At 65.1% G+C, this 26,488-nt stretch carries 30 protein-coding genes, 1 tRNA gene and 1 pseudogene; 24 read left to right on the forward strand and 8 right to left on the reverse strand.

Translation table 11 applies throughout. The features are described 5' to 3' along the window. Positions 1–93: 93 nt before the first annotated feature. The 12 genes and pseudogenes from GSQ87_RS21565 (at position 94) to GSQ87_RS21615 (ending at position 8,374) form a co-directional block, all read left to right on the forward strand. Complete coding sequence (locus tag GSQ87_RS21565) at positions 94–1,131, forward strand: COX15/CtaA family protein (RefSeq protein ID WP_158918612.1); 1,038 nt, start codon at positions 94–96, stop codon at positions 1,129–1,131. A 190-nt stretch (positions 1,132–1,321) separates the two neighbouring features. Further along, entirely contained in the window at positions 1,322–1,795 is a 474-nt protein-coding gene (rplM, locus tag GSQ87_RS21570; RefSeq protein WP_158918614.1) for a 50S ribosomal protein L13, read from the forward strand. Beyond that, positions 1,795–2,313: a 30S ribosomal protein S9 gene (gene rpsI, locus GSQ87_RS21575; RefSeq protein ID WP_158918616.1), complete on the forward strand. Its 519-nt coding sequence runs from the start codon at positions 1,795–1,797 to the stop codon at positions 2,311–2,313. The genes rplM and rpsI overlap by 1 nt, the downstream gene beginning before the upstream one ends. Positions 2,314–2,413: 100 nt before the next feature. After that, positions 2,414–3,361, forward strand: coding sequence for an N-acetyl-gamma-glutamyl-phosphate reductase (gene argC, locus GSQ87_RS21580; RefSeq protein WP_158918618.1), 948 nt, complete (start codon positions 2,414–2,416; stop codon positions 3,359–3,361). 267 nt (positions 3,362–3,628) lie between these two features. Beyond that, entirely contained in the window at positions 3,629–3,919 is a 291-nt protein-coding gene (groES, locus tag GSQ87_RS21585) for a co-chaperone GroES (protein WP_158918621.1), read from the forward strand. Positions 3,920–3,993: 74 nt separating this feature from the next. After that, complete coding sequence (gene groL, locus GSQ87_RS21590; RefSeq protein ID WP_158918623.1) at positions 3,994–5,631, forward strand: chaperonin GroEL; 1,638 nt, start codon at positions 3,994–3,996, stop codon at positions 5,629–5,631. A 229-nt stretch (positions 5,632–5,860) separates the two neighbouring features. Then, positions 5,861–5,937: transfer RNA gene (locus GSQ87_RS21595), tRNA-Arg, on the forward strand. A gap of 297 nt (positions 5,938–6,234) precedes the next feature. Beyond that, positions 6,235–6,639: a helix-turn-helix domain-containing protein gene (locus tag GSQ87_RS21600; protein ID WP_158918625.1), complete on the forward strand. Its 405-nt coding sequence runs from the start codon at positions 6,235–6,237 to the stop codon at positions 6,637–6,639. Positions 6,640–6,831: 192 nt separating this feature from the next. Next, positions 6,832–7,002, forward strand: a pseudogene (locus tag GSQ87_RS23215) (sigma factor-like helix-turn-helix DNA-binding protein); the annotation flags it as partial. A gap of 196 nt (positions 7,003–7,198) precedes the next feature. Next, a complete protein-coding gene (locus tag GSQ87_RS22910) occupies positions 7,199–7,417 on the forward strand; it encodes a hypothetical protein (RefSeq protein WP_254063192.1) in 219 nt (72 codons plus the stop codon). 165 nt (positions 7,418–7,582) lie between these two features. Next, positions 7,583–7,930 carry a hypothetical protein gene (locus GSQ87_RS21610; RefSeq protein WP_158918629.1) on the forward strand — a complete coding sequence of 116 codons (348 nt, stop codon included), beginning with the start codon at positions 7,583–7,585 and terminating at the stop codon, positions 7,928–7,930. Between the two features lie 12 nt (positions 7,931–7,942). After that, positions 7,943–8,374 carry a hypothetical protein gene (locus tag GSQ87_RS21615; RefSeq protein WP_158918631.1) on the forward strand — a complete coding sequence of 144 codons (432 nt, stop codon included), beginning with the start codon at positions 7,943–7,945 and terminating at the stop codon, positions 8,372–8,374. A 276-nt stretch (positions 8,375–8,650) separates the two neighbouring features. On the opposite strand, the gene GSQ87_RS22915 is transcribed toward GSQ87_RS21615, so the two are convergent. Genes GSQ87_RS22915 through GSQ87_RS21630 form a run of 3 tightly spaced genes read right to left on the reverse strand, consistent with a single transcriptional unit; the run spans position 8,651 to position 10,358 of the window. Then, positions 8,651–8,914: an alanine:cation symporter family protein gene (locus tag GSQ87_RS22915; RefSeq protein ID WP_254063203.1), complete on the reverse strand. Its 264-nt coding sequence runs from the start codon at positions 8,912–8,914 to the stop codon at positions 8,651–8,653. Then, on the reverse strand, positions 8,812–9,864 hold the full coding sequence (locus GSQ87_RS21625) for an alanine:cation symporter family protein (protein ID WP_158918635.1): 1,053 nt from the start codon (positions 9,862–9,864) through the stop codon (positions 8,812–8,814). The genes GSQ87_RS22915 and GSQ87_RS21625 overlap by 103 nt, the downstream gene beginning before the upstream one ends. Positions 9,865–9,881: 17 nt before the next feature. Further along, positions 9,882–10,358: a hypothetical protein gene (locus tag GSQ87_RS21630; RefSeq protein ID WP_158918637.1), complete on the reverse strand. Its 477-nt coding sequence runs from the start codon at positions 10,356–10,358 to the stop codon at positions 9,882–9,884. A gap of 438 nt (positions 10,359–10,796) precedes the next feature. On the opposite strand from GSQ87_RS21630, the gene GSQ87_RS21635 reads away from it, so the two are divergent. Then, complete coding sequence (locus GSQ87_RS21635; protein ID WP_216839513.1) at positions 10,797–11,267, forward strand: type II TA system antitoxin MqsA family protein; 471 nt, start codon at positions 10,797–10,799, stop codon at positions 11,265–11,267. 267 nt (positions 11,268–11,534) lie between these two features. Here GSQ87_RS21635 and GSQ87_RS21640 read toward each other — a convergent pair whose 3' ends face one another. After that, positions 11,535–11,978, reverse strand: coding sequence for a hypothetical protein (locus tag GSQ87_RS21640; RefSeq protein WP_158918639.1), 444 nt, complete (start codon positions 11,976–11,978; stop codon positions 11,535–11,537). Between the two features lie 489 nt (positions 11,979–12,467). Between GSQ87_RS21640 and GSQ87_RS21645 the strand changes: the two genes are divergently transcribed. The 6 genes from GSQ87_RS21645 to GSQ87_RS21670 all read left to right on the forward strand — a co-directional run bounded on the left by GSQ87_RS21645 (position 12,468) and on the right by GSQ87_RS21670 (position 18,863). Beyond that, the gene (locus GSQ87_RS21645; RefSeq protein ID WP_158918641.1) at positions 12,468–13,265 is read left to right on the forward strand and encodes a hypothetical protein; all 798 of its coding nucleotides are present in this window, start codon (positions 12,468–12,470) and stop codon (positions 13,263–13,265) included. Positions 13,266–13,521: 256 nt separating this feature from the next. Next, entirely contained in the window at positions 13,522–14,208 is a 687-nt protein-coding gene (locus tag GSQ87_RS21650; RefSeq protein WP_158918643.1) for an ABC transporter ATP-binding protein, read from the forward strand. Further along, complete coding sequence (locus GSQ87_RS21655) at positions 14,208–15,401, forward strand: ABC transporter permease (protein ID WP_158918645.1); 1,194 nt, start codon at positions 14,208–14,210, stop codon at positions 15,399–15,401. Before GSQ87_RS21650 ends, GSQ87_RS21655 begins: the two co-directional genes overlap by 1 nt. A gap of 154 nt (positions 15,402–15,555) precedes the next feature. Then, positions 15,556–17,016, forward strand: coding sequence for a TolC family protein (locus tag GSQ87_RS21660; RefSeq protein WP_216839514.1), 1,461 nt, complete (start codon positions 15,556–15,558; stop codon positions 17,014–17,016). A 41-nt stretch (positions 17,017–17,057) separates the two neighbouring features. Further along, positions 17,058–18,293: an efflux RND transporter periplasmic adaptor subunit gene (locus GSQ87_RS21665; RefSeq protein ID WP_216839516.1), complete on the forward strand. Its 1,236-nt coding sequence runs from the start codon at positions 17,058–17,060 to the stop codon at positions 18,291–18,293. A gap of 162 nt (positions 18,294–18,455) precedes the next feature. After that, entirely contained in the window at positions 18,456–18,863 is a 408-nt protein-coding gene (locus GSQ87_RS21670; protein ID WP_158918651.1) for a hypothetical protein, read from the forward strand. Positions 18,864–18,891: 28 nt separating this feature from the next. Here GSQ87_RS21670 and GSQ87_RS21675 read toward each other — a convergent pair whose 3' ends face one another. Continuing rightward, positions 18,892–19,572: a gamma-glutamyl-gamma-aminobutyrate hydrolase family protein gene (locus tag GSQ87_RS21675; protein WP_158918653.1), complete on the reverse strand. Its 681-nt coding sequence runs from the start codon at positions 19,570–19,572 to the stop codon at positions 18,892–18,894. Between the two features lie 3 nt (positions 19,573–19,575). After that, positions 19,576–20,910 carry an ATP-grasp domain-containing protein gene (locus tag GSQ87_RS21680; RefSeq protein ID WP_158918655.1) on the reverse strand — a complete coding sequence of 445 codons (1,335 nt, stop codon included), beginning with the start codon at positions 20,908–20,910 and terminating at the stop codon, positions 19,576–19,578. A gap of 166 nt (positions 20,911–21,076) precedes the next feature. Here GSQ87_RS21680 and GSQ87_RS21685 point away from each other — a divergent pair, with 166 nt between their 5' ends. Continuing rightward, positions 21,077–21,742 (forward strand): DedA family protein, encoded by a 666-nt coding sequence (locus tag GSQ87_RS21685; protein WP_254063193.1) that lies wholly within the window; start codon positions 21,077–21,079, stop codon positions 21,740–21,742. Between the two features lie 136 nt (positions 21,743–21,878). Here the strand turns inward: GSQ87_RS21685 and GSQ87_RS21690 are convergent, their stop codons facing one another. Together GSQ87_RS21690 and GSQ87_RS21695 are read right to left on the reverse strand one after the other, a co-directional pair. Further along, entirely contained in the window at positions 21,879–22,388 is a 510-nt protein-coding gene (locus GSQ87_RS21690; RefSeq protein ID WP_216839518.1) for a hypothetical protein, read from the reverse strand. A gap of 219 nt (positions 22,389–22,607) precedes the next feature. Next, on the reverse strand, positions 22,608–23,249 hold the full coding sequence (locus tag GSQ87_RS21695) for a MarC family protein (protein ID WP_158918659.1): 642 nt from the start codon (positions 23,247–23,249) through the stop codon (positions 22,608–22,610). Positions 23,250–23,475: 226 nt separating this feature from the next. On the opposite strand from GSQ87_RS21695, the gene GSQ87_RS21700 reads away from it, so the two are divergent. The 4 genes from GSQ87_RS21700 (at position 23,476) to GSQ87_RS21715 (ending at position 25,548) form a co-directional block, all read left to right on the forward strand. After that, the gene (locus tag GSQ87_RS21700) at positions 23,476–23,958 is read left to right on the forward strand and encodes an Hsp20 family protein (protein ID WP_158918661.1); all 483 of its coding nucleotides are present in this window, start codon (positions 23,476–23,478) and stop codon (positions 23,956–23,958) included. 81 nt (positions 23,959–24,039) lie between these two features. Further along, entirely contained in the window at positions 24,040–24,540 is a 501-nt protein-coding gene (locus GSQ87_RS21705) for an Hsp20/alpha crystallin family protein (RefSeq protein ID WP_158918663.1), read from the forward strand. Between the two features lie 57 nt (positions 24,541–24,597). After that, on the forward strand, positions 24,598–24,885 hold the full coding sequence (locus tag GSQ87_RS21710; protein WP_254063195.1) for a hypothetical protein: 288 nt from the start codon (positions 24,598–24,600) through the stop codon (positions 24,883–24,885). Positions 24,886–24,903: 18 nt separating this feature from the next. After that, the gene (locus GSQ87_RS21715; protein ID WP_158918665.1) at positions 24,904–25,548 is read left to right on the forward strand and encodes a hypothetical protein; all 645 of its coding nucleotides are present in this window, start codon (positions 24,904–24,906) and stop codon (positions 25,546–25,548) included. Positions 25,549–26,488: the final 940 nt, after the last annotated feature.

A 26,488-nucleotide genomic window follows, 5' to 3' on the forward strand; every position in this document is an offset into this window, starting at 1 on the left:
GCCTCCGCATCTCGCCTGCGCGCGCCGCCGCCGATGGACGCCCCTGTGTGCAAGGTCTAACAGCGACGCTTGGGCGGACGAGGTCGAAGCGGGATGCGCTGGAGTTATAATCGGGAGCGCTCGCGGTCGGTGGCCGCATGGCTCTATCTCGTCGCCCTCCTGATCGTGGCCATGGTGGTGGTGGGCGGCGCGACGCGGCTAACCGGATCGGGGCTGTCGATCACCGAGTGGCGGCCGATATCGGGGGCCCTGCCGCCGCTGTCGGCTCACGCCTGGGCGGAGGAGTTCGCCAGGTACCAGCGCATTCCACAGTTCCGCTACGTCAACCCGACCATGACGCTGGCCCAGTTCAAGGGCATCTACGGTTGGGAATGGACCCATCGCCTGCTGGGGCGGCTGGTCGGGCTGATCTTCTTCCTGCCGTTTGCGGTGTTCCTGGCCCTGGGGCGAGTCCCCCGGCGGCTGGTCTGGCGCTGCTGGGTCTTGCTCGCGCTCGGCGGCCTCCAGGGGCTGGTGGGCTGGTGGATGGTGGCGAGCGGCCTGACCAAGCGGGTCTATGTCGCGCCCGAGCGGCTGGCCACGCACCTGGGCCTAGCCCTGGTGCTGTTCGGCTTCACGGTGTGGACCGGATGGGAGGCCTGGAGCGGCAGGGGCCGGCCCCTGTGGGGCGTGCCTCCACGCTGGCGAGCCCTGGCGGCGTGTCTCGCGGGCCTGGTGTTCGTCCAGATGCTGCTGGGCGCGCTGGTGGCCGGCAACCATGCGGGCCTGGTGGACAACGACTGGCCCCTGATGAACGGCCGGCTGTTCCCCAGCGACTACGCCCACGGCGGCCTGTTCGCCACCCTGCTGCACAGCCAGGCGGCCGTGCAGTTCAACCATCGTCTGGCGGCGTATCTGATCTTCCTGTTGAGCGGGGCGCTGGCGCTGTTCGCTGCCCTGTCGCGTGGGCTGCCGAGCCTGCTCAAGATCACGGTGGGCGGCGTGTTCGCGGTGATCTGCGTGCAGGTGCTGCTGGGGATAGTCACCCTGGTCGCAGGCGCGCCGCTGTGGCTCAGCATCCTGCATCAACTGTGGGCGCTCACGACCCTGACCGCGGCCCTCTTCCTGGTCTGGAAGATGCGTCGGAGCTGAACGAAGGCCTCAAACGGGCCTGAGCGCGGCCGGTAAAATAATACCGTATTGAAAATACCCAATAAAAACAATATGCTGAATGGGCTGGGTTGCTTTCTCGCCCCTTGACGCTGTCCGTATCGCCACGTAAAGACGCCCCTCACACCGGCTGCGCCCCCTGCGCGGTCGATCGCGCTTACGGATTACTCCCATGAACAAGACCACGGTTTCCCTGAAACCGGCGGACGTGGAGAAGAAGTGGATCATCGTCGACGCTGAGAATGCGGTCGTCGGTCGTCTCGCCTCCTTCATCGCCATGCGCCTTCGCGGCAAGCATCGCCCCGACTTCACGCCCCACGTCGACTGCGGCGACCACGTCGTGGTCATCAATGCGGACAAGGTGAGGTTCACCGGCCGCAAGCTGCAGAACAAGATCTACTACTGGCACACCGGTTATCCGGGCGGCATCAAGGAACGCACCGCGGACAAGATCCTCGGCGGCAAGTTCCCCGAGCGCATCCTGGAGAAGGCCGTCGAGCGCATGCTCCCCAAGGAGAGCCCGCTGGCCCGCCGCCAGATGACCCACCTGAAGATCTATGCTTCGGCCGATCATCCGCACGAGGCGCAAAGCCCCGAAACCATCGCGTTCGCCGAACTGAACGCCAAGAATGTGCGGAGCGCCTGATGTCCGACATCCCCACGACCCCCTCGGCGCCGACGCCCGCGCCCGCGCCCGCCACCGGTTTCGACGCGCTCGCGTCGATGTCCTCCAACCCGCAGATCGCCGCCGTCGTCCGCGAACCGCAGATCGACGCCCAGGGCCGCGCCTACGCCACCGGCAAGCGTAAGAACGCTATCGCCCGGGTGTGGATCAAGCCGGGTTCGGGCAAGATCACCATCAACGACCGCGACCAGGAAATCTACTTCGCCCGTCCGGTGCTGCGCATGATGATCGCCCAGCCGATGCAGATCGCCGAGCGCGCCACCCAGTTCGACGTCATCGCCACGGTCGAAGGCTCCGGCCTGTCCGGCCAGGCCGGCGCGATCCGTCACGCCATCTCCAAGGCGCTGACCTATTACGAGCCCGGCCTGCGCGCGGTGCTGAAGCCCCACGGCTTCCTGACCCGCGACTCGCGCATCGTCGAGCGCAAGAAGTACGGCAAGGCCAAGGCCCGCCGTAGCTTCCAGTTCTCCAAGCGCTAACTTCGGTTTTCAGCTCACGCGATCTGGCGGGCGCTCCGGGAAACCGGGGCGCCCGTTTTCGTTTCCGCCATCCCCTCATTCGCTTGCGGGAGTTCAGCCCATGACGGTCAAGGTCTTCATCGACGGCGAGGCGGGCACCACCGGCCTGCAAATCCGCGAGCGCCTGTCGCCGCGCGCCGATCTCCAACTGCTGTCGATCGACCCGGCGCGGCGCAAGGATGCGGCCGCCCGCGCGGAGCTGCTGAACGGGGCGGATGCGGTGATCCTCTGCCTGCCCGACGACGCGGCGCGCGAGGCCGTGGCCCTGATCGACAACCCGGCGGTCAAGGTGATCGACGCCTCCACCGCGTACCGGACCGCCGAGGGCTGGACCTATGGTTTTCCCGAGATGGCGGCTGGCCAGCGCGCGGCGGTCGCGGGGTCCAGCCGCGTCTCCAATCCCGGCTGCTATCCGACCGGCTTCATCGCCCTGGTGCGGCCGTTGGTCGAGGCCGGGCTGCTGCCGGCGAGCTGGCCGGTGACGGTGAACGCGGTGTCGGGCTATTCCGGCGGGGGCCGGGCCATGATCGCCGAGTTCGAGGATACGACTTCGGCGAACTTCACCCATGAGCCCTATCGGGCCTACGCCCTGAACCTCGGCCACAAGCATGTGGGCGAGATGCAGGGCCATACCGGCCTGGAACATCCGCCCCTGTTCGCGCCCGCCGTCGGCCGCTACGCCCAGGGCATGATTGTGGAGGTCCCGCTACAGCTCAGCGCGCTTCCGGGACGGCCGACCCTCGACGACGTCCACCAGGCCCTGGCCGCAGCCTATGCCGGCGAGCGCTTCGTCGAAGTCGCCAGCCTGGACGAGGCGAGGGCGCTGAAGGGCCTCGACCCCGAGGGTCTGAACGGCTCCAACCGGTTGAAGTTGTTCGTGTTCGGCGATCCGGCGCGCGGGCAGGCGCGGCTTGTCGCCCTGCTGGACAACCTCGGCAAGGGGGCGTCGGGCGCCGCGGTCCAGAACCTGAACCTGATGTGCGGTCTGGACGAAGCCGCCGGTCTATAGATCGCCACCTTTCAACTCTATGTCAGGGGCGGTTCTGCTGGATCGCCTCGCGGCGCCTGGCCACGAAGCGTTGGTGGGACTGGGAAAACGGCGGTTTACGACGCCGCCACGGCCGTCGGCCGGAGGAAGTCGGCGACCGCTTCGCCTTGACTTTGGGCCCCTCGAACTCTAAATCCGAACCCGTTAGCACTCTCGTCGGTCGGCTGCTAAAGCCGGTCGAGCGAGGGGTTAAATCGGACCACCGCACACTCTCAGGAGATATCCCTAATGGCGTTTCGTCCGCTCGGCGACCGCGTTCTTGTGAAGCGCGTCGAAGAAGAAGCCAAGACCAAGGGCGGGATCATCATCCCCGACACCGCCAAGGAAAAGCCCCAGGAAGGCCAAGTCCTGGCCGTCGGCCCCGGCGCCCGCGACGACAGCGGCAAGCGCGTCGAGCCCGACGTCAAGACCGGCGACCGCATCCTGTTCGGCAAGTGGTCGGGCACCGAAGTGAAGGTCGACGGTGAAGACCTGATCATCATGAAGGAATCCGACATCCTTGGCGTCGTCGCCGCCTAAGCTGTCTTCATACGTGTCGCGCGATCCCGCGCCGACACTCTTCCCCACAACTTCTGACGAAGAGAGCAAGCAACATGGCTGCTAAAGACGTCTACTTCGCCTCGGACGCGCGCGATCGCATGCTCCAAGGCGTGAACATCCTCGCCAACGCCGTGAAGGTCACCCTGGGTCCCAAGGGCCGCAACGTGGTGATCGAAAAGTCCTTCGGCGCCCCGCGCTCGACCAAGGACGGCGTGTCGGTCGCCAAGGAAATCGAACTGGCCGACAAGTTCCAGAACCTGGGCGCCCAGCTGATCCGCGAAGTCGCCTCCAAGACCAACGACAAGGCCGGCGACGGCACCACCACCGCCACCGTCCTGGCCCAGGCCATCGTCGTGGAAGGCCTGAAGTCGGTTTCCTCGGGCCGTAACCCGATGGACCTGAAGCGCGGCATCGACAAGGCCGTGATCGCGGTCGTGGCCCACATCAAGGCCACCTCCAAGAAGGTCGCCAACAACAGCGAGATCGCCCAGGTCGGCACCATCTCCGCCAACGGCGACAAGGACGTCGGCGAGATGATCGCCCGCGCCATGGAAAAGGTCGGCAACGAGGGTGTCATCACCGTCGAAGAGGCCAAGAGCCTCGAGACCGAACTCGACGTCGTCGAGGGCATGCAGTTCGACCGCGGCTACCTGTCGCCCTACTTCGTGACCAACGCCGACAAGATGGAAGTGGTGCTCGAAGAGCCCCAGATCCTGATCTTCGAAAAGAAGCTCTCGACCCTGCAGCCCCTGCTGCCGGTGCTGGAAGCTGTCGTGCAGAACGGCCGTCCCCTGCTGATCATCGCCGAGGACGTCGAAGGCGAAGCCCTGGCCACCCTGGTGGTCAACAAGCTGCGCGGCGGCCTGCGGGTCGCGGCGGTGAAGGCGCCGGGCTTCGGCGATCGCCGCAAGGCCATGCTGGAAGACCTGGCCATCCTGACCGGCGGTCAAGTGATCAGCGAAGACCTGGGCATCAAGCTCGAGACCGTCACCCTCGAAATGCTCGGCAAGGCCAAGAAGGTCACCATCACCAAGGACGACACCACCATCGTCGACGGTGGCGGCGAGCGTGAAGGCATCGAGGGCCGTATCGCCCAGATCAAGCGCCAGATCGAAGACACCACCTCCGACTACGATCGCGAGAAGCTCCAAGAGCGTCTGGCGAAGCTGGCCGGCGGCGTGGCCGTGGTCCGCGTCGGCGGCTCCACCGAAGTCGAAGTGAAGGAAAAGAAGGACCGCGTCGACGACGCCCTCAACGCGACCCGCGCGGCCGTGGAAGAAGGCATCGTCCCCGGCGGCGGCATCGCGCTGCTGAAGGCCACCAAGGCCCTCGACGGCCTGAAGGGCGACAACGACGACCAGAACGCCGGTATCGCCATCGTGCGCCGCGCGCTCCAGGCGCCGGTTCGTCAGATCGTCGAGAACGCCGGTGTCGAAGGCTCGATCGTCGTGGGCAAGGTGCTGGAGAACAGCGACCCCAACTACGGCTTCAACGCCCAGACCGAAGAGTATGGCGACTTGGTCGCTCAAGGCGTGATCGACCCCGCCAAGGTCGTGCGCACGGCTCTGCAGGACGCGGCCTCGGTCGCCGGCCTGCTGATCACCACGGAAGCCGCCGTGGTCGAAGCGCCGAAGAAGAGCGGCGGCGCGCCGTCCATGCCGGGCGGCGGCATGGGCGACATGGACTTCTAGTCCTAAGCGACCCCGTCGATGAATGGAGGCCGGGGCGGCGACGCTCCGGCCTTTTTCGTGTCCGCGAGGGCCCCGTCGGGAGGCGCTACAACGGCGGCCGGGCCCCGTCGGGCGGGCTTGGCGCAGGCGTCGCGGGCTAAGCCGCGAGCAGGGGCGATTTCTCCCCGTAAACGCCCTTGCGCCGTCCGCCCAAACCCGTTATCCCCCCATCCCTCGCCGCAAGGCATGTGCGCCCGTAGCTCAGCTGGATAGAGCATCAGACTACGAATCTGAGGGTCGGACGTTCGAATCGTTCCGGGCGCGCCAAACTTCCCAAGAAAATCAATAACTTACGGGGCTTGCCGCGAGCATCCCCGACTAAAAATTTTAATTAGCCGGGGGTTTAGTCGGGGGAATTAAATTCCGCCCTTCGGAGCGTCCGCTCCAGCGCCGACGACACGCCCACAGAGACCCTCTGTAGGCGGACGCCCCCGGATAATGTCGCAGCCCACAAACGCCGCGCCGGGTTCTTCTTACGGCGAAAGGCCTCAATTCCGTCCCTCTGACGCTATCATTGCGTTAGGCTCACACTTCAATCGAAGGCTGAGCGAAAGGGGATTTGGCATGAAGCTATCGGGACATTTCGGCCAAGGGCCGGACCCGATCGACGTGGAGGTGGGGCTGACGATACGTGAGTTGCGCCGGGCCCGCGGTTTAAGCCAAGCGGCGCTGGGCGAGAAGCTCCAGGTCACCTTCCAGCAGATCCAGAAGTATGAGCGCGGGACCAATCGGATCAGCGCTTCAATGCTGGTGAAAGCAGCGGAAGCGATGGATGTCCACGCCGCCGACCTACTGCCAAAATCCGATACGCCACGGCTGCCGGAAAAGGCCCGCTTCCTGACGACTCTCCGCGGGGCGTCCGAGCTCCTCGACGCCTACGCCGCCATCAAATCGCCGGCGCACCGGAAGGCTGTCCTGAAGTTGACGCAGAGCCTAGCCACCGCGAACACGACCGAGACCGGCGCCTAGAAGACGCGGCTGGGAAGCGCGGATGCTCTATGGCGGCCGATGTCGTCCAACACAGCGGGGGGTGCCACGCAGGGCTAGCTCGAATTCGCTTGCCGCGTCTCCGCCGCGACAGGACGTTAAGAGCGCCCGGATGCGGCTTGCGATTTCTCCCGCTTGGGTGGAAATCAGTTCCTGCTGGTGACGGGGGTCGCAATGCGGGTCGTTGACAGGCTGACGGATCGCGAACGCGAAATCCTGCGGCTGATCGGTCGCTTCCAACTCAGTTCGAAAGAAGCGGCCCAGCGGGCCGGCATCAGTTATCGGCGAGTGGACGACATCTGCGAGTCCGCCGTGCGCAAGCTCGGGGTCGCCAGTCGGCGCGAAGCCGTAAGGCTGGTCTTGGCGGATGCGGACCTTGCCGACCCTCCGGGGGAATCGGGGGCCGACTTCCCCGGAGTTCCGGCCGTCCGCCGGATCGGTCCTGATGGGGGCGTCTCCAAGGACGCATCCCATGCCGACCCTCTTCAACCTCCCTCAGCCCAAGCTCCCCCGGCCCCCACTCATGTTGAACGACATGTTGGTGACCGGGCTCTGTTGGGCCGATCTGGAGGAAGCCTGGAGAGAGATCGCCTCGCCGGACAATGCACCCCACGTGCAGGACTTCGTGACGGCGATCTGGAAGGAGAGCGCGTTTCTCCCGGAGGCGCACACTCTTCAACGCATCTTGGCCGCCACGGTTCTGCTCGCCGGGCCGGCCTGCTTTCCTGGGCCAGGGGAGGGGCCCATTACGCCGAGCTGACCCCACCGCAGCGATTTGGAGCCGTGCTCCTGCTGGCGGTGGCTTTTGTCATGCTCGTCGGCTGGGCCCTCATGGCGTCGCTGCAAGTCACAACCGTCATTCAGGGTTGGATGCCGCCAAGGATTCACAGCGAGCATCGACCCTGGATCAATCTGGGAACCCGACATGAAGCGATCCGAAGCGGTCCTTGAAGCCGCCCATTTTCTCCACACGGCCGAATACGCTATCGACGGCGCCTACGGCGAAACCGCCGCCCTCGCGACCAACCTCGTCAAGCTTCGCGCCGCGGCGGGCCTTTCCGCCACCGTCGGACAACCCGCCTTGGACGCCGTCACCGCGGCGATGAACTCCTTGAACGCGGCGCGTGCGCAGATTCTTCAGGCTCACGGCGAACTTGCTGAGGTGAAAACCCGCATGGGATGCCGGACCGTGGCGACGGGTGGTGGCGACAAGGACGACACCGATGCTATCGCTGCGCCTCAGCCCCTGGCCCTGGTCGCCGTAGCCGCCTAGCGAAAGCCGCGCTTGCTCTACTCCACTGTCGCTCAGATCGGCTTCGTCGTCCTCGTCGCCGTAACAGGGTTCGTGCTGTGGACGGGCGGCGGTTGGGCCCGTCTCTCCGCGGGGCTTCACGCCGTAAACTGGATGCTCGTGGCGGCTCTTCAGCGCCGCCACGAGCACCACATCTTTCAAACGGGCGATTTCATTGCGGACCTCCTCGGCGCCGGTGCGGCCTGCGCCATTGCCGTAGCGTCCCGGCGCCTATGGGCTGCGTGCCTAGCCGCGTTTCAAGTTCTGGGCGTGATCAATTACCTAGTCCAAGTGTTTGATCCGCGCGTCCTGCACCGGGCGTTCTGGACCGCCGCCTATATCTGGGAGGCGGGCGCCTTGGCGTGTCTGCTCGTAGCAGGCGCCGAAGCGCTTCGTGCACGCAAACGCGCGGGGGGAGGCGCCTAAACGAGGAGCGCCAATCGCCTTCTGTCACGCCGCTTAACGCAATGGGTGGAGCGGCGTTCAGACAGCTTGGCGGGGCGCGCCCGGCATCGTTTCCAGACCCGCCAGCACGAAAAGGCGGACAGCTTCGGCTCGGCTCACCGGCCTTTCCAGACTCTCGATTCAAGCGTCCAGCTGGATCAGCAGGTCGATCGGCAGGATCGCGGCGACGGCCTCGTTCTCCATCATCGGGCAACTCCCAGACGGTTTTCGATGAAGATAGGCGCGGCGGCGGGCGCATCAACGCCTGGGCTGCAGGCGCGCCCTTGTCAGATACCCCGAAAGATCGCGCCGGAGCTCCGGCGCGAACAGGCAGATCGCGGCGAGATTGGGGATCGCCATCGCGAACACCATGGCGTCGATGAATCGGATCGCCTGGGCGGGAGAGAGCACGGGGGCGACTACCAAAGCGCAGAGGAAGACGATCCGGAAACCTGTCCGCCGCTTGGGCCCTTCCCCAAACAGCCAACCCCAAGCCCGCTCGCCGTAATAAGCCCAGGCGATGGCCGTCTTATAGGCGAGCAACGCGACCAACAGGGCGAGGGCCGGAGCGAACCACGGTAGCACGGTTGGAACGCCGCCGACGCGATCTCCACGCCCCCCGCCTTGCCTGCCGGTATCGGCGCGCCCGCCGCGAGGATGACGAGGGCGGTGAGATTGCAGACCACGACCGTTGCTAAAAGAGGCTCGAACAGAGCGACCAGCCCTTCAGAGATAGGCTCGTCCGTCTTGGCCGCGGCATGGGCGATGGCCGAGGACCCCAGCCCAGACTCGCCCGCGAATACGGCCCGCTGGACCCCGACCACGAAGGCCCCGAGCACGCCACCGCCGAAGGCCGTTGGACTGAACGCGCCGTGCAGGATCGCCGCGAACACGGCCGGTAAAGCCGCCGCCTTCGCCACCAGCACCGTTCCCGTCGCGATGAAATAGACCAGCACCATGGCGGGGACGAGCCGCGTGCAGACGCGCGCGATGCCCTTCATCCCGCCCACAATCACCGCCCCGACCAGAAGGGCGAACAGCAGACCGAACAGAAGTGGGCTTTGCAGCCCTGTTACGGCGCGCACCTCGACGAACGCCTGATTGACTTGGAATAGGCTCGTCGAGGCTAGAAGCGTGGCCACGGAGAAGAACACCGCAGCGCCCAAGCCTAACGGCCTCAAGCCGATCTTAGCGAAGGCCAACGGCAGGTAGTGCATGGGGCCGCCGTTCACGACGCCGTCTACGCCGATCCGGCGGTATTTCACCGCCAGCGCGCATTCACAGAACTTCAGGCTCATTCCGAAGAACCCTGTGGCGGTCACCCAGAACACCGCACCCGGACCGCCGATGCTGATCGCCAGAGCGACGCTAGCGACATTGCCCACGCCTAACGTGCCGGCCAGCGCCGCAGTGAGCGCGCCGAATTGGCTGACCTCGCCCTTATCTGCAGTGGAGGCATAATCGCCGCGCACCAGCCGGAATGCTTGGCCTAGCCCCGGAGGTTGATGAACCCGAACCAAAGCGTGATTGAAACGGACGCTAGCGCCAGCAGCATCACCACGACGGGAAGATCGAGGGGGCCGACACGGGCGCGGACGAACACCAGGGCATTGGCCGTGTCGGCCAACGGACCCAAGGCGTGATCGATCGCCGATTCGAGGGTCTGGAGATTCACCCCTGCTCCCCGGCCGCTGGGGCGCCGTTCGGCGGAAGCGGCGCCTTGCGCCCACGGCTGGGGGCGAAACGTTGGGGTGAAACCGTCGACGGCTGCGGTGTAGGTGACCCACCCGCCGTTCGACCAGTCGTGGAGCTGAAAGCCCGGAGCCTCCATAGCCAGCGCTGGCGGCGCCCCGGGGGTCAAGGTCAGGGCGACCTGGTGCGCTGTGGAAGGCGCTGTCGAGGCGGGCACGCCGCGCCACAAGCGGTGCACGCCTCGATGGACGTGCCCGCAAACGATTCCGATCACATGCGGGCTCGCTTCGACCAAATTCCCGATAGGGTCGCTCCACCGCCGGTCGGGCGGATCGAGCCAATCTGGACCGCAGGCGAAGGGCGGGTGGTGCATCACTAGGATGGTCGGGTGCTGGAGGCGCACGGGCGACGGCGGCGCCGGCTGAACTGAGGCCGCGGACTGGAGCTCAAGCCGGGGCAAAGCTAACCGCGGTACATTTGAGCTGACAATGCGTGCAACGCGTTGTCTGATTGCGGTCTCCGCCGCAAGCACGCCTGCGATAGCTGATTGGGCGTCCACTCCGACGGGTTGCGCGCACTTGCAGTTGCGCCATCGGGGCCTAAGCATGATCGCCGCTTCAGGGGCGATTCTATCGAGCGTGACAAGGCGCTGAGGTTCTTTGATCAGATGCGGTGACTGAGTTCAAACTCATTTCATTCAAGGAGAAGTAGGATGGCTGCGGTGAAGGCGCTGGCGCCTGAAATGATTTCCCCAGAAACAGGCCAGACCCTCAAGCGAGGCGTCCGCCCTTTCCTCGTGGCCTACCGAGATCTCAAGACAACTGTCGACCTTCCGGGTTATTACCCAGACGGTGACGGCGAAGGCGTCCATGTCGGCGACGACCTGGAGATCGTCGATCAAGCCCTGAGAGCGCTAAAGGATCGCGCTGGCCTCCCGACGCCAAGCCGGATACGAGCCCTCCGCGAGGGATTGCGCCTCTCTCAACGTAAGGCGGGCGATGTCTTCGGCGTTGGGCCTAAGGCGTTTGACAAATACGAGCGCGGTCTCGTGGAGCCGAGTGGTCCGACGGTGCGGCTGATGGGCCTCCTTGAACGCCACTCGGAGCTTGTTGAAGAACTTGTTGTCTCGGCCTCGGTCACAGCCGCAAGCCGCGCAGCCCAGGGCGTAGCGTCAAACGCCTAGTTCCGCGAGCGGCTAACGCCGTCCTGACGTCGCCGACGGTCTGTTCCCAAGGCTTCAATTCTGGTGCCTCTCCAGCTCCGGCTGGCGAACCCCGGCCGGATTTCTCCCTCAGGCTTTTGAGGGGCGCTTCACCGGGGCCGCCTTGGCCCCGGGGGGCTAAATCAGCTCCTCTTCACAATCGCGATGTGAGAGGGCCGCTTCACAGACGCCGGCAGCTCCCCCTGCGCCTCTGCTTTGGGCAAAGGCGCAGGGGGCGATGCCTTGCTATCAGTGCGTGATGGTGAATTTCACCGAATGAGCGCCGGTAGTGAACGACGAACTCACCGTCGCCGAAGAGCAGTCCGCCGCCGGGGTGGCCCCGATGCTGAAGCTGTAGGCTCCCGTGGTGAAGGTTGGCGCCGCAGCGGTCCAGATGGTGCTGTAGTTGAAGCGGCAGCTGCCATAGGTGAACACGCCCGCGTCGTCGATTCCGCTCGTCGTCGTCGTGAAGGAGGCGGTTTCACCGATCGGGATCGAGGTTGGCGCAGCGGGGCTGACCGATCCGCTGACATTGGGAGAGCCAACCTCATTCTGCACGGAGGTCGTGGCGTTGACGATTTGCACGCTCGTCTTCAGCGAGGTGGGCTTCGGCTCCAATTGCGCGTGCGCTTGGCTCGCAGCTAGGCCGCTCAACGCGACTAGGCCGCCGAACAAGATCTTCTTAGACAACATACTCGTTTCCCTTTCTGAACAACGAAAAGACGCACCAACAGGTTGAAATACGGTCCACACCAAAAAGTTGTCAATGTCTTTAATGCTCGTTTACATTAAGTTCTTGTGACGCTAATTTCGCTTTACGGGATCATTTCCCTCGAACATTATATCTTTGAATTTTAGTCATTTTCCGTCGGCTTATGCGGTACGATGCCTTGGCGTCCGCCGTTCGCGGCGCTTGCCTGAATTAGCTATGCTGCGCGATCCGAAGCGACGGTGTGGACGGACTGTTAATCTTTTCGGCGGAATGCTGCTTGAGATTGAGTTTGCGTTGATCGAAGGTCTCCTATGGTTAGCTCTGTCGCCGCCGCCGGGGCACCGACAGCCCTCGCACCGCCTCAACCACAGGCGGCTTCAACGGGGCAGGCCGGCGGATCTGCGGCGGTTGGCCAATCCGGCGCCGCCGCTGCCTCAGCCTTAGGTAGCGCGGCAACCGCAGCGCCTGCGGTGACGGTGACGCTGTCTGCAAATACGCAAAGACTACAAACGGCTGAGGCGAATCTTGCGTCCGATGAAGCCGGCGCATCGACGGGGGCGTTGGCGTCGCAATGGGACCAGGACCTGGCCAATACCGTTGACAGCAGCAGCGAAGCCGCCGCCGACGCCGAGGTCGCTGCCCTGCCAAGTTCTGACCCGGACCATATCGCCCAGGCGACGTCGGCTCAGGCCTACATCAAGGCGAAGATGGCCAGCGCCGGAAACCCGGTCAGCGTAGCGAACCCGTTCGCAGGCCTATCGCAGAGCGCCCTTGCCGCGATCGCCAACGACAAATCAGGCCTCTACACGAGCTACGAGAAATCGGCGGCTGTTGACGAAAGCATGGATCAGACCACTGCGTGGGTCATGAAGTATGCAAGCGATACGCAAGGACAGGAGGCGGGTTTTTTCCAGGCGGCTCAGCAGCAATACAGTCAACTTTCGCCCTTGCAGCAGTCGGTCTATCCGGCTGATTATATGAAGGCACTAAAGCAACTGGAAAATGAGCAGTCAAATGCAGTGAAGACGCCGGACATCGCCGGCGACGCTTCAAATCCTAAGAAGGCCGACGCTAAGGTGGCCGCGCCGGCCACTGCAAGCGACGCCGCTCAGGCCGATACCGCATCGAACGGCGGACCTGCGTCGTCGATCAGTGCGTCCAATCCAGATGACCCGACCGATCCTAATGGTTCAACGGCGGCGGATATTTTGACGATCACGGCCGCGCTCGCCCTGCCGCCCGGAGACATCCTCAACCTCGTCGCCTGACGGCAAGTGAGAAGCCATACGCGGCCTCATTGAGCGGCTTACGACGCCTCATCGCCTATGGCTGACAAAAAAAAACAGCATACGCGCTATATCATCTCAAATAGACCGTATGGTTGAATTTCCTGTTGAGGTCGGGTCAGTGGCGTGGTCGATCGCGGACCCTCGGTCTTCAACCGGTCTATCGATGGGCCGCTATGAAGACGGCGGCGGACATAAGCCCGCAGAGTCACCCGTCTTCGTCTCAGATCCTCCGCGCATGTTGAGTTTTGCCGGTGTGGAAAAGGCCTATGGGGGAGACGGCGCGCGGACGGTGGTCCTCCGGGACGTGACCTTCGAGATCGGCTCCGGCGAATTCTGCGCGATTATTGGTCCGTCCGGATCGGGCAAGAGCACGCTGATGAATCTCATCGGGCTCCTCGATCGCCCGACGGCGGGGCGTGTTTTCCTGAACGGAATCGACGTGAGCGCAGCGTCGGCGACGCAGGCCGCTGAAATCCGCAACCGCACAGTCGGTTTTGTATTTCAATCCTTTCAGCTTCTGCCCCGGCTGAGGGCTTGGGAGAACGTGGCCTTGCCGCTCCTCTACCGCGGCGTCGCGAAGGCTGACCGCCGCGCGCCGGCGCACGACATGCTGCGTCGTGTGGGTTTGGCCAGCCATGCGGATCATTACCCCCATACCCTCTCAGGAGGCCAGCGGCAGCGCGTGGCGATCGCCCGCGCCCTTGTGGGCGAACCGCGCCTGATCCTGGCGGATGAGCCGACAGGAAGCTTGGACAGCCGCACTGCCGGCGATGTGCTGGATCTCTTTCAGGCGCTGAACCGGTCGCTGGACGTGACCATCATCATGGTGACCCACGATCAGGCGATCGCTGCGAGGTGTGACCGGCAGATCGAAATCCTCGACGGACGGTTGGTCCGCGACACCCGACGCGGCGACGCGTGATGGCGGCGAAAGGGGCGTCCATTCGCGAGTTGGTCGCTGATGCCCTGTCGAACCTCTACGCCTTGCGCCTGCGGTCCGCCCTCGCGCTCCTTGGCATCGTCATCGGCGCCGGATCAGTCATTGCGATGCTCACCATTGGGCATATGGCCGAGCGCGAAGCGTTGCGGGTGTTCAGCCGCATGGGGCTGCAGACGCTTGTCGCGACGGCCACGCTTCCCAATCCGGCTGCGCCCGGCTTCGATCGCGGCGACATCGAAGCGTTATCTCGTCGCGTGGCGGCAGTCGCCGAGTCAGCCCCGATCACGATCGCCTCGGTCGCCGTCGACGTCGACGGCGCCTCGCAAGCGGTCAACGTGGCGGCGGCGACACCGGCCTTGAAAGCGCTGGCCGGCCTTGAAGTCCGGGACGGTCGGTTCATTGGCCAGGGTGACGGCGATAACTTGGTCGTGGTTCTGGGCGCTGAGGCGCCTGCGAAGCTCTCTCGGCCGGGCGCCCCTCTCGGCGTCGGGCGTTCGCTCCGGCTTGGCCTCTACTTGTACTCGATCATCGGCATCCTGAGGGAAACCGAGACGACGGTGTTCGATCCGACGGATTTCAACAACGCGGTCATCATCCCCTTATCGGGGAGCGCACGGGCTTTGGGACGCCTGCCGATCACCGGCGCCATGGTTCGGGTGCGCCCCGGCGCCGACGTCGACGCGGCGGCGGCGATCGTCGCCAACGCGCTGAAGCGGGCGAACCCAAATGTTCGCCTACAGGTTCAGACGGCCCGCCAGCTGGTCACCGCTATAAGCGCCCAGAAGGCGGTTCATACCAAGCTCCTGGCCGCCGTCGGTGCGATCTCGTTGTTGGTCGGCGGCATCGGCGTGATGAACGTCATGTTGATGGGGGTCATGGAACGGCGGCGGGAAATCGGTTTGAGGGCGGCTATCGGCGCGCGTCCGCGAGACCTTCAGCTGATGTTTCTGGTCGAGGCCGGCGTCCTGGCGCTGGGCGGCGGGGTGGTGGGGACTTTTCTCGGGCTCGCTGCTGCGTACGTCGTCGCCCGGAGTTCGGGTTGGGCTTTCAGCGTTCCGGCTTATGCCGCGCCGCTTGGAATTGGGATGGCGGCTGGGGTCGGGCTCGTCTTTGGGCTCTATCCCGCGATCAAGGCGTCCCAACTCGATCCGATCGAAGCGCTTCGTGCGGATTAGGGCTGGCATAGGCCGGCACAGGCGCACCGGTGGGCGTTTCCATGGTCGGCTGGCCTGGCGCGCGCTTCAACTCCTTTGGAGTCGTGCAGCCCACGAGAAGGAACGCCGCGGCGAGCGGCCAAGGCCTAACTTTCACGGGGCGATCCTCGCAGCGATGGGCATTTCCGCATCCTCGTTCGCTTTTGGTCCAGTTGCGGCCGAGACCCCGCCGTCGCTCTCACCCGTCAGATCCCCGCCGGCGCCGTCTCCCACCGCAACGGGCCAGCCGGTCAAGCTTGGCCTCGCCGAGGCGCTGGCGCTCGGTCTTCGGGACAATCGCACCATCAAATCCGCCTATCTGGAGCGTATCGCCCAACGCTTCGATCTTGTCGTGGCTGAGAGCGCATTCGTCCCTAAGCTCAATCTCGTCGGTAGTGTCGCCGCCACGCGGAGCGGCGATCTTGCCGGCTCAACAACGTCTCTTACGCCAACGGCGACCTGGCTGTCTCCGCTTGGCACCCAGGTCCAATTCTCATGGGCACGTACTCAAACGGGTGGCCTGGGCGATGACGGCGCGCTCGAGACGACCAATCTCACCGTCACCCAACCTTTCCTTCGCGGGGCGGGCGTCGCTGTCAACCTCGCGCCGATCCGCATCGCGCGGCTTCAGGAAGACATCAACAAGCTCAGTCTCAAGTCCACGGTCAGCGACACCGTGACATCGATCATCTTGGCCTACCGCACCCTCCAAAAAGCCCAAGAACAGCTCCGCCTTGCGAACGTGTCGGAGGATCGCTCCAAGAGCCTGCTCACCACCAATCGGGCACTGATCGAAGCCGGCAGGATGGCGGCTTCCGATATCGTTCAGACTCAGTCCGACCTGGCGAGCCAGCAGGTCACCGTTCTCCAGGCCGAGCAGGCCCGCAACAGCGCCCAACTCGCCCTGCTGAGACTTCTCGCGGTCGATCTGCGAACAAACATTATCGCCGCAGATCCGATCAAGGCCGAGCATGTTGAGATTGCCCTGGACCAAGTCATCGCGCTCGGCCTCGACAACCGGATGGACCTGCTGTCGCAGCGCAAGGCGCTCGAGCAGGATCGTCAAAATCTTGTCGTCGCCAAAAATAATCGGCTGTGGAATCTCTCGGCGATCGGGTCTGTGCAGAACCAGAGCGGCGTGAGCTCGGGAATGGCGGCTGGGCTACCGAACGCGCTTCTGGGCTCGACCCGAAGCTTTGGCCTGCAGCTTAGCATTCCACTCGGGGACTACACTCTTCGGCAAGCCGATATTCAAGCGACGACGACGGTCAGAACGGCGGAGGTCCAGCTCGAGGACCTACGCCAACAGGTCGAGGCCTCGGTCCGGGATGCTGTGCAGGGCGTCGAGCTCAGCTGGCGTCAACGCGAGGTCGCGCAGCTGGCCCAAGACTTGGCGGCAAAGGCCCTTGACGTCGCGCGAGAGAAACTGCGCGCCGGCCGGTCCTCCAATTTCGAAGTCCTCACCTTCGAAGCGGACTTGCGGTCAGCCGAGACCCAGGCGCTTACCGCATCGATCACCTACCTGAACGCCCTCACCACCCTCGATCAGCAAATCGGTACAACGTTGGACACATGGCGGATCTCGCTAAACGATTGAGCCGCTCGCCACGATCGCTCTGGGGCGCCCTTGGCGTCCTGATGGTGATCGGCGCCGGTGTGGTCCTCGTTGGGAGGCTGCGCAGCCCGCCGGCGGCGTCCCTTGAGCATATCTACACCGTCCAGCCTCGACCGTTCACCTCGAGCATCAGCGTGGTCGGCACGGTCAGCCCGGCGGACAGCGTCGATGTGACCGCGCCATTCGATGGCGTTGTCAAAAGCTTGGGTTTCAAGTTTGGTGAGACGGTTCACGCGGGCCAGGTCCTCGTGGTGATGAACACCGACGATCTTGAGGCGCGCGCGAGGGAAACCGAGGCGGCCTACCTCAAGGCTGCCCAGGCGGAATCCGACATGGAGGGGTGGGCTGGCGGCACCGACGTCTTGCGCGCCCGCCGCAGCGTTGAATCCGCAGCCCTTGCGTTGAGAAACACGGACAATAAGGCGGCCGAGACGAAAGGGCTGCTGGATCGCGGCCTGGTCGCCCGCAGCGAGTATGACGGGCTGCTGCAACAGCGCGAAAGCGAGAACTCGGCCCTTAGCGCGGCTCAGCAGGATTTGGCGGCGACGTTGAAGAAGGGCGCCGGGCCAAACCGAGCCATTACCCGGCTCGAGCTTCAGAACACCAAAGCCAAGCTCGCTGAAATCGAGGCGCAGCTCTCAAGCGCGATCCTGAAGGCGCCCGCCGGCGGCGTGATGGGACGTCCCCCGGCCGGAAAGAGCGAGGGCGACACGATCCAACCCCGCGCGGGCGCGCGTCTAGACCAAGGCCAGTTGATTGGTACTCTTGCGCGATTTAGCGCCTTCGCCTTGGCCGTGAAGCTCGACGAGGCCGACGCCAATCGCATCCGCGTCGGTCAAGCCGCCTCGATTACCGGCTCCGGATTCGACGGTCTTACGCTCTCGGGTCATGTTACCGAAATCGCAGGCGAGGGGGTGCCCGAAGGCGGTGCGGCTGGCGCCGTGTTCGGGGCAACGGTGACATTGGATCCGCTGACTCCAACCCAGGCGAGCGCGGTGCGCATGGGCATGACCGCCAACGTGACGATCACGACCTACCAGGCCGCCGCAGCGATTGTGGTCCCCCCGCAGGCCCTGGCGCCCGATGGAGCTGGCGTGGCCGTCAATCTATGGGACGCAGAGTCCAAGCAGAGCCGTCTCCGCATTGTCGCAGTTGGCGCGGCTGCTCCGGATGGGGTGGAGATCCGATCTGGGCTGAAGCCCGGCGACGTTATTCGCTGGTCCGATCCGACAACTCCAGGGTCTTCGACGCCGAACTGATACGGCGTGACCTGCGGCCTCCGCCGAAAAAGCGCGTGCGATATTGATTGGACACGTACCCCGGCGGGTTGCGCGCACTGAATTCGCGCCATCTCGATCGCCCCAAGATCGTGCACCAGTTCAAACAGTCCGGTATACCGCACTCGACGCTTAGGACGCACGATGCGGATTCTCACAGTTGGATTGGACCACGGGGCCGATTTCGCGCTTGAGGGCGTTGACGTGGAGACGTTGGGACTATGTCGGGCGGAGGTTGATGCTGATCGCGCCGCGTTTCCACTCTACGAGTACGACGCAATCATCATTAACCCGCAATCCTTCTCGCGCTTCCTTTTCGGCGCGCCCACTGAGCACTCGGCCTTGGACACTGAACTCTTTTCGCTAAAGCGCGAGAAAGATGCCTACGACATCGATTCGCGGTTCGACCAGGCGGTGCGTGAAACGGAGCTCGTTGCGGCAATCGAGAGGGGCGCGACGGTCGTCTGGTGCCTGTCGCCTTCGCGTCGGCAGAACATGTTCGGCTACCGCGAAATGTTCCGGTCACCCGCCGCGTCCAAGCCGGCGCGGTGATCGTGGCCGGGATCGCCGCCGGCATGTCCTATCGTCCGGCGGCGGCCTGAATGAAGGCGGCGAAGATGCTGCGGAACGGCTTGCGGTGCTGCAGGAACTCCGGGTGGAACTGGACGCCCAGCCAGAACCGCTCGCCTGAGCGCTCAATCGCCTGGGCCACGCCGTTCTCTTCGCGGGCCGAGACCATCAGGCCTTCCCCGACCTTCCCGACGGCTTGTTTGTGGATGGAGTTGACGCAAAGGCGTTCCTGACCGGTGATCCGATGCAGCCGCGAGCCGCGCGTGATGAGGATGCGTTTGCGAAAATAGAGCTGCTTCCACCAGGTCTGCGGATAGCGCGCAGGCTGAAACTCCTCCGTTAAATCCATGTGCAGCGCCCCGCCAGCTGCCACATTCATGAACTGAGCGCCGCGGCAAATCCCCAATACGGGCAGCTGCAGGCGGTCGGCCCGCTCCAGCCAAGCCAGCTCCATGTGCTCGCGCGCCACATCATAATCGTATCCCGGCTTCGGCGGGGTGTGGAACCGCTTCGGATGGATGTCCGTGCCGCCGCCCAGCAGCAGGCCATCGATCCGAAGGCCGTCGCCGGGGCTGGAAGCCGACAGGCGAACAGGTGCGCCGCCGGCCAGCCGCACGGCCAGGCACATCGCGGCGAACGCCGCGTTGTCGCCCTGGCTGGGTTTGGTCACGCCGATCAGCGGTCTCGCCATGGCCTACTCCACCATCAAGTCGCTCGCTTTGGAGTCGTAGCGCAGTTCCGGCGGCAGGCGGCCGTGCCGCATCAGCGACGCCAGCACGAACAGGGCGCCCAGGCTGACCAGCGGGTCCTCTGAGCGGAACAGTTCGTTGGGGCAGTTCTTAGCCGTGCCGAGCGCCGCCTTCAAACGGCCGGCGGTGCGCCCGACATCAAGCCCCCCGGTGAGGGCGCGCCCCAGTTCGCGGGTGGCGTCCAACAGCTTGCCGGACTCAAACTTGTGGGCCGCCGCCTTCCACGCCGCCCGAGATGCGGCGAAGCCCTCATCGGAATCCGCGATCTCCTGGACCGCGGCCAACAGGTAAAGGCCGCCGACCTTGGTGAGCTGGCCGAGCCGCGGCGTGGCTGGGGTGGTGACCTGGCCGGCGGTGACCAGCTCGTAGAGCATCCAGGGGAAGTCCACCCCGGACTCCACAGTATGGAACAGTCCCGCCCAAAAGCGGGGATTGACCTCGATCAGATAGGGTTGGCCGGTCCCATCCCAACGGAAGTCCACTTCAACGACGCCGGTCCAGCCCAGCGGCCCGAACAGCGCACGGGCCGTATCGAGGAACGGGCTGTCGTCGACGGTCTCGCGCAGGACGCCGGCGCCCGTGTTGCGCGGGAACTGGCTGAGGTTGCGGTAGGCCGCGCTCGCTTTCAGGACGCCGTGATCGAACAGGGCGGTGAGGCAGTAGTCCTGGCCGACGACGAACTGCTGCAGCAGCATGACCTCCGGGTCCGGCGCCGCCTCGACCACGCGGGCTAGGGCCTCGGGCGTGTCGATCCGACGGATGCCTCGTCCGCCAACGCCCCACGCCGGCTTCAGCAACAGCGGAAAGTCGCCAGCCGTTAGGGTGCGTCCGGCGCGCAGTTCAGCCAAGGTGCAAGTCGCCGGCACATGCAGCCCGAACGCGCGGGCGGTCTTGAGCAGGTGGTCCTTCGGATCCACCGCCTCGATCGCCGCGATCGGCGGCGCGGCGACGGTGATGTGGCGCGACAGCCGCTCGGCGTGGCGGGCGATCAGCCGCGTCTCCTGAAAGCACGGCATGAGCACATAGGGCCGTCCGTCATCGGGCTTATTGCGAATGATGGCCGCTTCCAGGTCGTCGATGAACCGGTCCGGCTGCTCGGCGGCGGAAGCGTGAACGAAGGTGCGCTTGGCGTAGCGCGAGAAGCTCAAGACGGTCAGGCCGACGTCATCGCAACCGATCACCTCGACCCCTCGGCTGCCGAGGGAATGGGCGATGGTCAGAGCCATCAGGCTGCGCCCATAGGTGACGATCACTCGCCCGCGCGGAATATCCAAAGCCATTGCCCTCGATCCTTGCTTGATCTCTTGTGCCGATACTGGAGCTGCGTCTGCAAGGGCCATCCCCATTGGGTTTGGCCTTCTGCGCCCGCAACGGGATTTGCGGCGCGGCGGCCCTTGGCGCTGGGGCGCCCAGGCCTATCTCTTCCCCTCCAGCGAGACGCCTATCGTGGTGAAAGAGTTCGTCCATCAGACGCTAACCGTGTTGGAGGCCCATCAGGCCTTGGCGGGGCCCATGCTCAGCTTGGTCGCGGGCCTGGAAGGCCTGGCTGTGATCGGCGTCTTTGTGCCCGCGACCGCGCTCATCGTGGTGCTGGGGGGCGCCATTGCGTCGGGTGTCGTCACGCCGTGGCTGTTGGTTTGGTGCATGGGCGGCGCGTTCGCCGGCGCTTGGGCCTCTTATGAGGCCGGGCGGTGGGCGCGGCGCGGCGGGTCTCCCTTCCAAGGCGGCCGGTTCGCCGGCGCGGTCGATCAGGTCAGCCGTCTGTTCGCACGCTTTGGCGATGTGGCGATCGTGGTGGGGCGCTTCACCGGCGTCACCGCCGGGCTTGCGCCGTTCGCCGCCGGCTACATGGGCATGGGCCGGCGGCGCTTTGCTCTGGCGTGCACCGTCACCAGCGTGTCCTGGCCTCTGGTGATGGCCGCTGTCGGCTATGCCGGGGCGCGGGGAGCGATGGCGCTTTCCGGTGTCCACGCCGTGCGAGGCGCGTTGTTTGCCGCAGCGGTGGCCATCGCCGCCGGCGCGATCGCCGGCCTTCGTTGGCTCGGTTACCGAAGGCGCAAAGCGGCGGCGCAGCTCCCGTTGGCCGAGCCATCCGGCCGGGAAACACCGTAACGGGAAACAAGCCTCCGCAGGCCTACCAGCGGCGATAGCCATAGGTCCAGGCGCCCGCACGCCATCCGGGGCGCCAATAGGCGGGGTGGTTCCAATACCAATACCGGTAGGGACGATAGACCCAATGATTGTCGACCTAGACCCACGGCTGATACCAGGGCGGCGGCGCGTAAGTCGGCCCTGGGCCGTAGACCGCGCCCTCATAGTAGAAGGCCGGCGCCCCCGGCCGTATGAGATAGCCGGGCGGACACCCCGCGCCGGAATTGGCGTTCGCGCCGATCGCGGCGCCGGCTGTCGCGCCCAAGGCGCCGCCAAAGACGGCGCCACCCGCTCGCGCGCCATGGCCAGCCACGTTTGAGCCAAGAACGGCGCCCAGAACGCCGCCAATCACCGCGCCGGCCGCCGTGTTGTTCCTCTGGTCAACGCAATTCTGCGCCGCCCACCGCGAATACTGGTCGGCGTACTGGCGATCATATTGCTGCGCCGCGCGGTCGTACGAAGAACCGTTGGCCTCCGACCCTGCCGGCGGCGGCGCCGATTGACCGGCCGGCGGCGTTGCCGCAGGGGACTCGCCTGGGCTTGGCGTCGTCTGGGCCAAGGCCATGATGGGGCTGGTCAGAGCTGAGAGGGCGAGGGTCGACGCCAAAACCTTGGAGATATTCCCCAGAGCGGCGAACTAAAGCCATTGATGATTTGGCACAGAGGTTTGTCGTTCATCGGTCCAGCTCCGTTGATGCTGCGCCCAGAGGAGCGGTCATGATCTCGTTCACAACAGTGCATGCTTAAGACCGGCCGGATTTGATCTGCATCATGTCGTCGCGAGCTTTAGACGAGTGCGGGCCAGCGCAGTCTCTGGCTTATCCGCCTACACTCCGCCGCCGCCCCAGAGCGCTGCTTGGCGAAGGCCGTCGAAGATGAACTGGACCGCCAGTCCGGCGAGAAGCACCCCGGAGATCCGGCCGACGACATCGGATCCCGTCTGTCCCAACCGGCGCACAAGCGGTTCGGCGCCCCGCATGGCCGCGTAGGTCAGGCCGAGACAGACCAAGAGCAATAGCAGGACGCTAAGGCCCTCTTGCCACCGGTCCACGCGCCCCATCACCAGCACGATGGCCGATAGGCTGCCAGGCCCAGCGATGAGGGGAAACGCCAGGGGGAAAACCGCGATATCGCCGGGGGCCTTGGCGTCACGCGTTTCGCCGTCGCTGATCGAGGACAGTCCCGGGCTTGCAAAGGTCAGGGTCAGCGCCTGCAGGAACAGCAACACCCCGCCGGCCACGCGGAACGCCGCGAGAGAGACGTGGAGGAGGAACAAAACGGCTCCCCCGCCGACCGCGAAGAGGGTCAGGACGACTCCCGCGATCACGGTCGAGCGGCACGCTAAGCTACGCCGTTCGGACCGGTGCACGCCGGCGGTCAGACCGGCGAACACAACCGCGGTCTCCACCGGACCGATGGTCGCAAAGAGGGTGACGAAGACGGAAAGGAGATTCTGAGTAAGGGGCATGGCGGCTGAAAGGCGTCGGGGGGCGGGGGGCCCTTTGGGGGTTGAAAACGTCGACCGGGCCAGCAGGTAGGCGGCCGCAAAAAAATCTCAAGGCGGGGTCTTGAAGCGGTTTTGGACCCATCCCAAATCATCCGCCGTCGGGCGCTGAAACGGCTCGACGTTCGAGGGGCTCCCAAGGCTTCGTGGGCGCCTCTTAGGTCCAACTTGCTCGTTCGAGGAGATGGAAATGAGAACGGCATATGATCTCTCCCCTCTTTACCGGTCGATGATTGGCGTCGACCGCATGGCGGACCTCATCGATGCTGCGATGAGGAGCGAGGGAGACAGCAACTATCCGCCCTATGACATCGAGAAGACCGGCGAAGACAGCTACCGCGTCACTCTGGCGGCGGCCGGCTTCAGCGCCGCTGAACTCGAGATCACGGCTCAGCCGAACCTCCTGATCGTGGCGGGCCGGAAGGCCAAGGCCGACGATGGCCGGACCTTCCTGCACCGCGGCATCGCCGGCCGGAACTTCGAGCGCCGCTTCGAGCTGGCCGACTATGTCGTGGTCAAATCGGCCGACTACGCCGACGGCGTCCTGTCGATCAGTCTCGCCCGTGAGGTGCCGGAGGCCCTGAAGCCCCGCCGCATCGGCATCCAGTCGGGCGACGCCGCCGGCAACGTGCCGCGGCTCGAAGAGCCGCAGGCCGAGCGTCGCGCCGCCTAAGGCGGCGTCAGTGACGCACTTTTCCGGCGCCGGCTTGGTCCGGCGCCGGATCCCTTGTGCACGTCAGAAAGGAGGATTGTCATGAACGTGCGTGATCTCGTCCCTTGGACCCGTAGTCAGCCGCGCAACCCGACTGGGCCGTCCGGCTCGGCTGAGCCGGACTCGGCCAATTCCCTGATAACGCTCCACCGCGAAGTGAACCGTCTGTTTGACGACGTCTTCCGCGGCTTCGAGTCCGCCGCCCTGGGCGGCGTCTGGCCGAAACTGGAGGTCGAGGACACCGATACCGCCTACCGCATCACGGCTGAACTGCCCGGGATGGAGGACAAGGATGTGGACGTTGTCCTGCAGGACGGCGTGCTGATCCTTCGCGGTGAGAAGCGGGCCGAGTCCGAAGACCAGGGGCGCGGCTTCAGCGAACGGGTTTACGGCCGCTTCGAGCGGCGGCTGGCGCTCGAGGGCGTCGATGAGGAGAAGGTGCAGGCCGCCTTCCGCAACGGCGTCCTGACCGTGACCGCCCCCAAGACGGCCCAAAGCCAGGACCGGGCGAAGCGGATCCCGATCAATCAGACCGCTCACTAACCCGATGGCCCGTCCGCCCGTTTGCGGACGGGCGGGCCGCTTCCCCTTGAGGTGACCATGTTCGCCACATCGGACATCAAACCCCCCGTCGCCCGGGTCAGTGAAGCCCGCCAAAGGCTTCTGCGCCCGGCGCTCGGGTTCAACCGCCCCGTCGACGTCCTGAAGGACCCGATTCTGGATGACCGCGAGAAGCAGGCTATCTTGGCGTCCTGGGCCTCGGACGCCTGCGCCGTCGAAGGCCATCCGGACCTGAGATGGTTCATCGGCAGCGACGGGCCGGTCCCGCTCAACGAAGTGCTCGAGGCCCTCAACCGCCTCGATCAAAAGCAAACCACATCGCACTAGAAAGGAGGCGTTGCCGTCATGACGACACGAAGCTCAAAACTCAAGTCGAAGGCGCTGGCCTCGGCTCTGGTGCTGTCCATCCTCAGTCAGCCCCTGGCCGCCGCGGCCCAATCCGCGCCAAACATCCCGGCCTCGTCCACCCCGCCCGCGGGCCAGTACGCGCCGCCACCGGCAGGCTCTGAAAATGCGGGCTCGACCTACGACCAGCGGGCTCAGCAATACGACCGGGCCTACGCCGATCAATACGCGCGTTGGGCGGCCCAGAACTGCGTCGACCAGCGCAACAACACCGTTGCTGGCGCGGCGATCGGCGGCGTCCTGGGAGCGGTCCTCGGATCCAGCGTCGCCGGACGCGGCGCTCATGCCGCCGGCGCCGTGGCCGGGGGTGCGCTAGGCGCCACGGCCGGGGCGGCCATTGGCTCCAGCGCCACGGCGGCGTGCCCGCCGGGCTATGTTGTGGCGTCAGGGGCGCCCGCGTTCGCCTACGCCGGTCCCGTCTATCCGGTCGACGTCGTCTATGGACCGGCCTGGTATCAGCCTTGGGTCTGGGTGGACGGCCGGTGGGTCTATCGCCCCTACCGGTACTGGTACTGGACCAACCATGCCTACTGGCGGCCGGATTGGCGCCCAGGCCCGTGGCGCTACCATTACCACAGGTGGTGAGAGATAGCCCGGAACGAGCACGGGGCTGCCCGGCTTGGTCGTCATCGACGTCCGTGGCAGCCCCTCTGGCATGATGCATCGTTCTTAGATTCTCTCCAGCTACGCCATTTATGAGGGCGGCGCTGATCGACCAATGCATGGACGCCACAAGCGCGTAGCGACGCTTTGACGCTGCTCCCGAGGCGAAGGTAGCCTATGCATCAGCCGCACCGTCCGTTGCGTGGGCATCCACATGCTGAGAACAGAATCTTTACAAAGGCATAGGCTTGGAGCGTGGAGCCAGCATGAGGGTAAGAGTCTGGATAGCGGGAGCGGAGGGACCTTCTCGCGATTTTGAACTGGTCGAAGCCCCGCGCGTCGGGGACTGCATCAGCATTGCTCTAGCGGGCCAGTTCGAAGAGGGCATTGTCACGAGTGTGATCTGGCAACTCGTCGGCATAGAGCGAGCGGGCGCCGATCTAACGGTCGGTGTCGAACCGGTCGGCTCCGTGACTGTAGTGCATGTTATCTGCCAACCCCAGAAGGAGGACCGGACCGTGTTCGCAGAACGCGGAGTGCAGGAACTCCTATTGGAATCAGCGCAGGTTCAAACACAGTTGCCTCGTTAGGCTGCGGGCAGCCCAGCGCGCGAGCGGCCAGGGGTCTCGCTGAAAGCAGAGCCGTGGGAGTCCAGCTGCAGCTTGGCTGCGTCGCTCGCGCTTGCCCAAGCTGCAGCGACGTCTGAGATCGCCTAACTAGGCTCGAAGAGCGGCCGAAAGTCGACCTTCCCAAGGTCGCCTAGCGGCCGGGAGTGCCCTGGCCATTGAGGCAGGGAAGCACCCCGATATGGCGAGCTTGGACTTTCGCTAGCCTTCGTACTGCATCCAACAACGAGCAATGGGGTCTGGGAGGACGTGCATGGCGTGACGTTGGCGGCCATCGGCGGCGGGATGCGGCGTTT

This window comes from Caulobacter sp. S45 (genome assembly GCF_009765965.1).
In the GTDB taxonomy this organism is placed as follows: domain Bacteria; phylum Pseudomonadota; class Alphaproteobacteria; order Caulobacterales; family Caulobacteraceae; genus CAHJWH01.

Excerpts from the sequence above, each read along its gene's own strand:
- GSQ87_RS21565 (WP_158918612.1), top strand. The coding sequence starts at position 94 with ATGCGCTGGAGTTATAATCGGGAGCGCTCGCGGTCGGTGGCCGCATGG.
- rplM (WP_158918614.1), top strand. The coding sequence starts at position 1,322 with ATGAACAAGACCACGGTTTCCCTGAAACCGGCGGACGTGGAGAAGAAG.
- rpsI (WP_158918616.1), top strand. The coding sequence starts at position 1,795 with ATGTCCGACATCCCCACGACCCCCTCGGCGCCGACGCCCGCGCCCGCG.
- argC (WP_158918618.1), top strand. The coding sequence starts at position 2,414 with ATGACGGTCAAGGTCTTCATCGACGGCGAGGCGGGCACCACCGGCCTG.
- groES (WP_158918621.1), top strand. The coding sequence starts at position 3,629 with ATGGCGTTTCGTCCGCTCGGCGACCGCGTTCTTGTGAAGCGCGTCGAA.
- groL (WP_158918623.1), top strand. The coding sequence starts at position 3,994 with ATGGCTGCTAAAGACGTCTACTTCGCCTCGGACGCGCGCGATCGCATG.
- GSQ87_RS21600 (WP_158918625.1), top strand. The coding sequence starts at position 6,235 with ATGAAGCTATCGGGACATTTCGGCCAAGGGCCGGACCCGATCGACGTG.
- GSQ87_RS21610 (WP_158918629.1), top strand. The coding sequence starts at position 7,583 with ATGAAGCGATCCGAAGCGGTCCTTGAAGCCGCCCATTTTCTCCACACG.
- GSQ87_RS21635 (WP_216839513.1), top strand. The coding sequence starts at position 10,797 with ATGGCTGCGGTGAAGGCGCTGGCGCCTGAAATGATTTCCCCAGAAACA.
- GSQ87_RS21640 (WP_158918639.1), bottom strand. The coding sequence starts at position 11,978 with ATGTTGTCTAAGAAGATCTTGTTCGGCGGCCTAGTCGCGTTGAGCGGC.
- GSQ87_RS21650 (WP_158918643.1), top strand. The coding sequence starts at position 13,522 with ATGTTGAGTTTTGCCGGTGTGGAAAAGGCCTATGGGGGAGACGGCGCG.
- GSQ87_RS21655 (WP_158918645.1), top strand. The coding sequence starts at position 14,208 with ATGGCGGCGAAAGGGGCGTCCATTCGCGAGTTGGTCGCTGATGCCCTG.
- GSQ87_RS21660 (WP_216839514.1), top strand. The coding sequence starts at position 15,556 with ATGGGCATTTCCGCATCCTCGTTCGCTTTTGGTCCAGTTGCGGCCGAG.
- GSQ87_RS21665 (WP_216839516.1), top strand. The coding sequence starts at position 17,058 with ATGGTGATCGGCGCCGGTGTGGTCCTCGTTGGGAGGCTGCGCAGCCCG.
- GSQ87_RS21670 (WP_158918651.1), top strand. The coding sequence starts at position 18,456 with ATGCGGATTCTCACAGTTGGATTGGACCACGGGGCCGATTTCGCGCTT.
- GSQ87_RS21675 (WP_158918653.1), bottom strand. The coding sequence starts at position 19,572 with ATGGCGAGACCGCTGATCGGCGTGACCAAACCCAGCCAGGGCGACAAC.
- GSQ87_RS21680 (WP_158918655.1), bottom strand. The coding sequence starts at position 20,910 with ATGGCTTTGGATATTCCGCGCGGGCGAGTGATCGTCACCTATGGGCGC.
- GSQ87_RS21695 (WP_158918659.1), bottom strand. The coding sequence starts at position 23,249 with ATGCCCCTTACTCAGAATCTCCTTTCCGTCTTCGTCACCCTCTTTGCG.
- GSQ87_RS21700 (WP_158918661.1), top strand. The coding sequence starts at position 23,476 with ATGAGAACGGCATATGATCTCTCCCCTCTTTACCGGTCGATGATTGGC.
- GSQ87_RS21705 (WP_158918663.1), top strand. The coding sequence starts at position 24,040 with ATGAACGTGCGTGATCTCGTCCCTTGGACCCGTAGTCAGCCGCGCAAC.
- GSQ87_RS21710 (WP_254063195.1), top strand. The coding sequence starts at position 24,598 with ATGTTCGCCACATCGGACATCAAACCCCCCGTCGCCCGGGTCAGTGAA.
- GSQ87_RS21715 (WP_158918665.1), top strand. The coding sequence starts at position 24,904 with ATGACGACACGAAGCTCAAAACTCAAGTCGAAGGCGCTGGCCTCGGCT.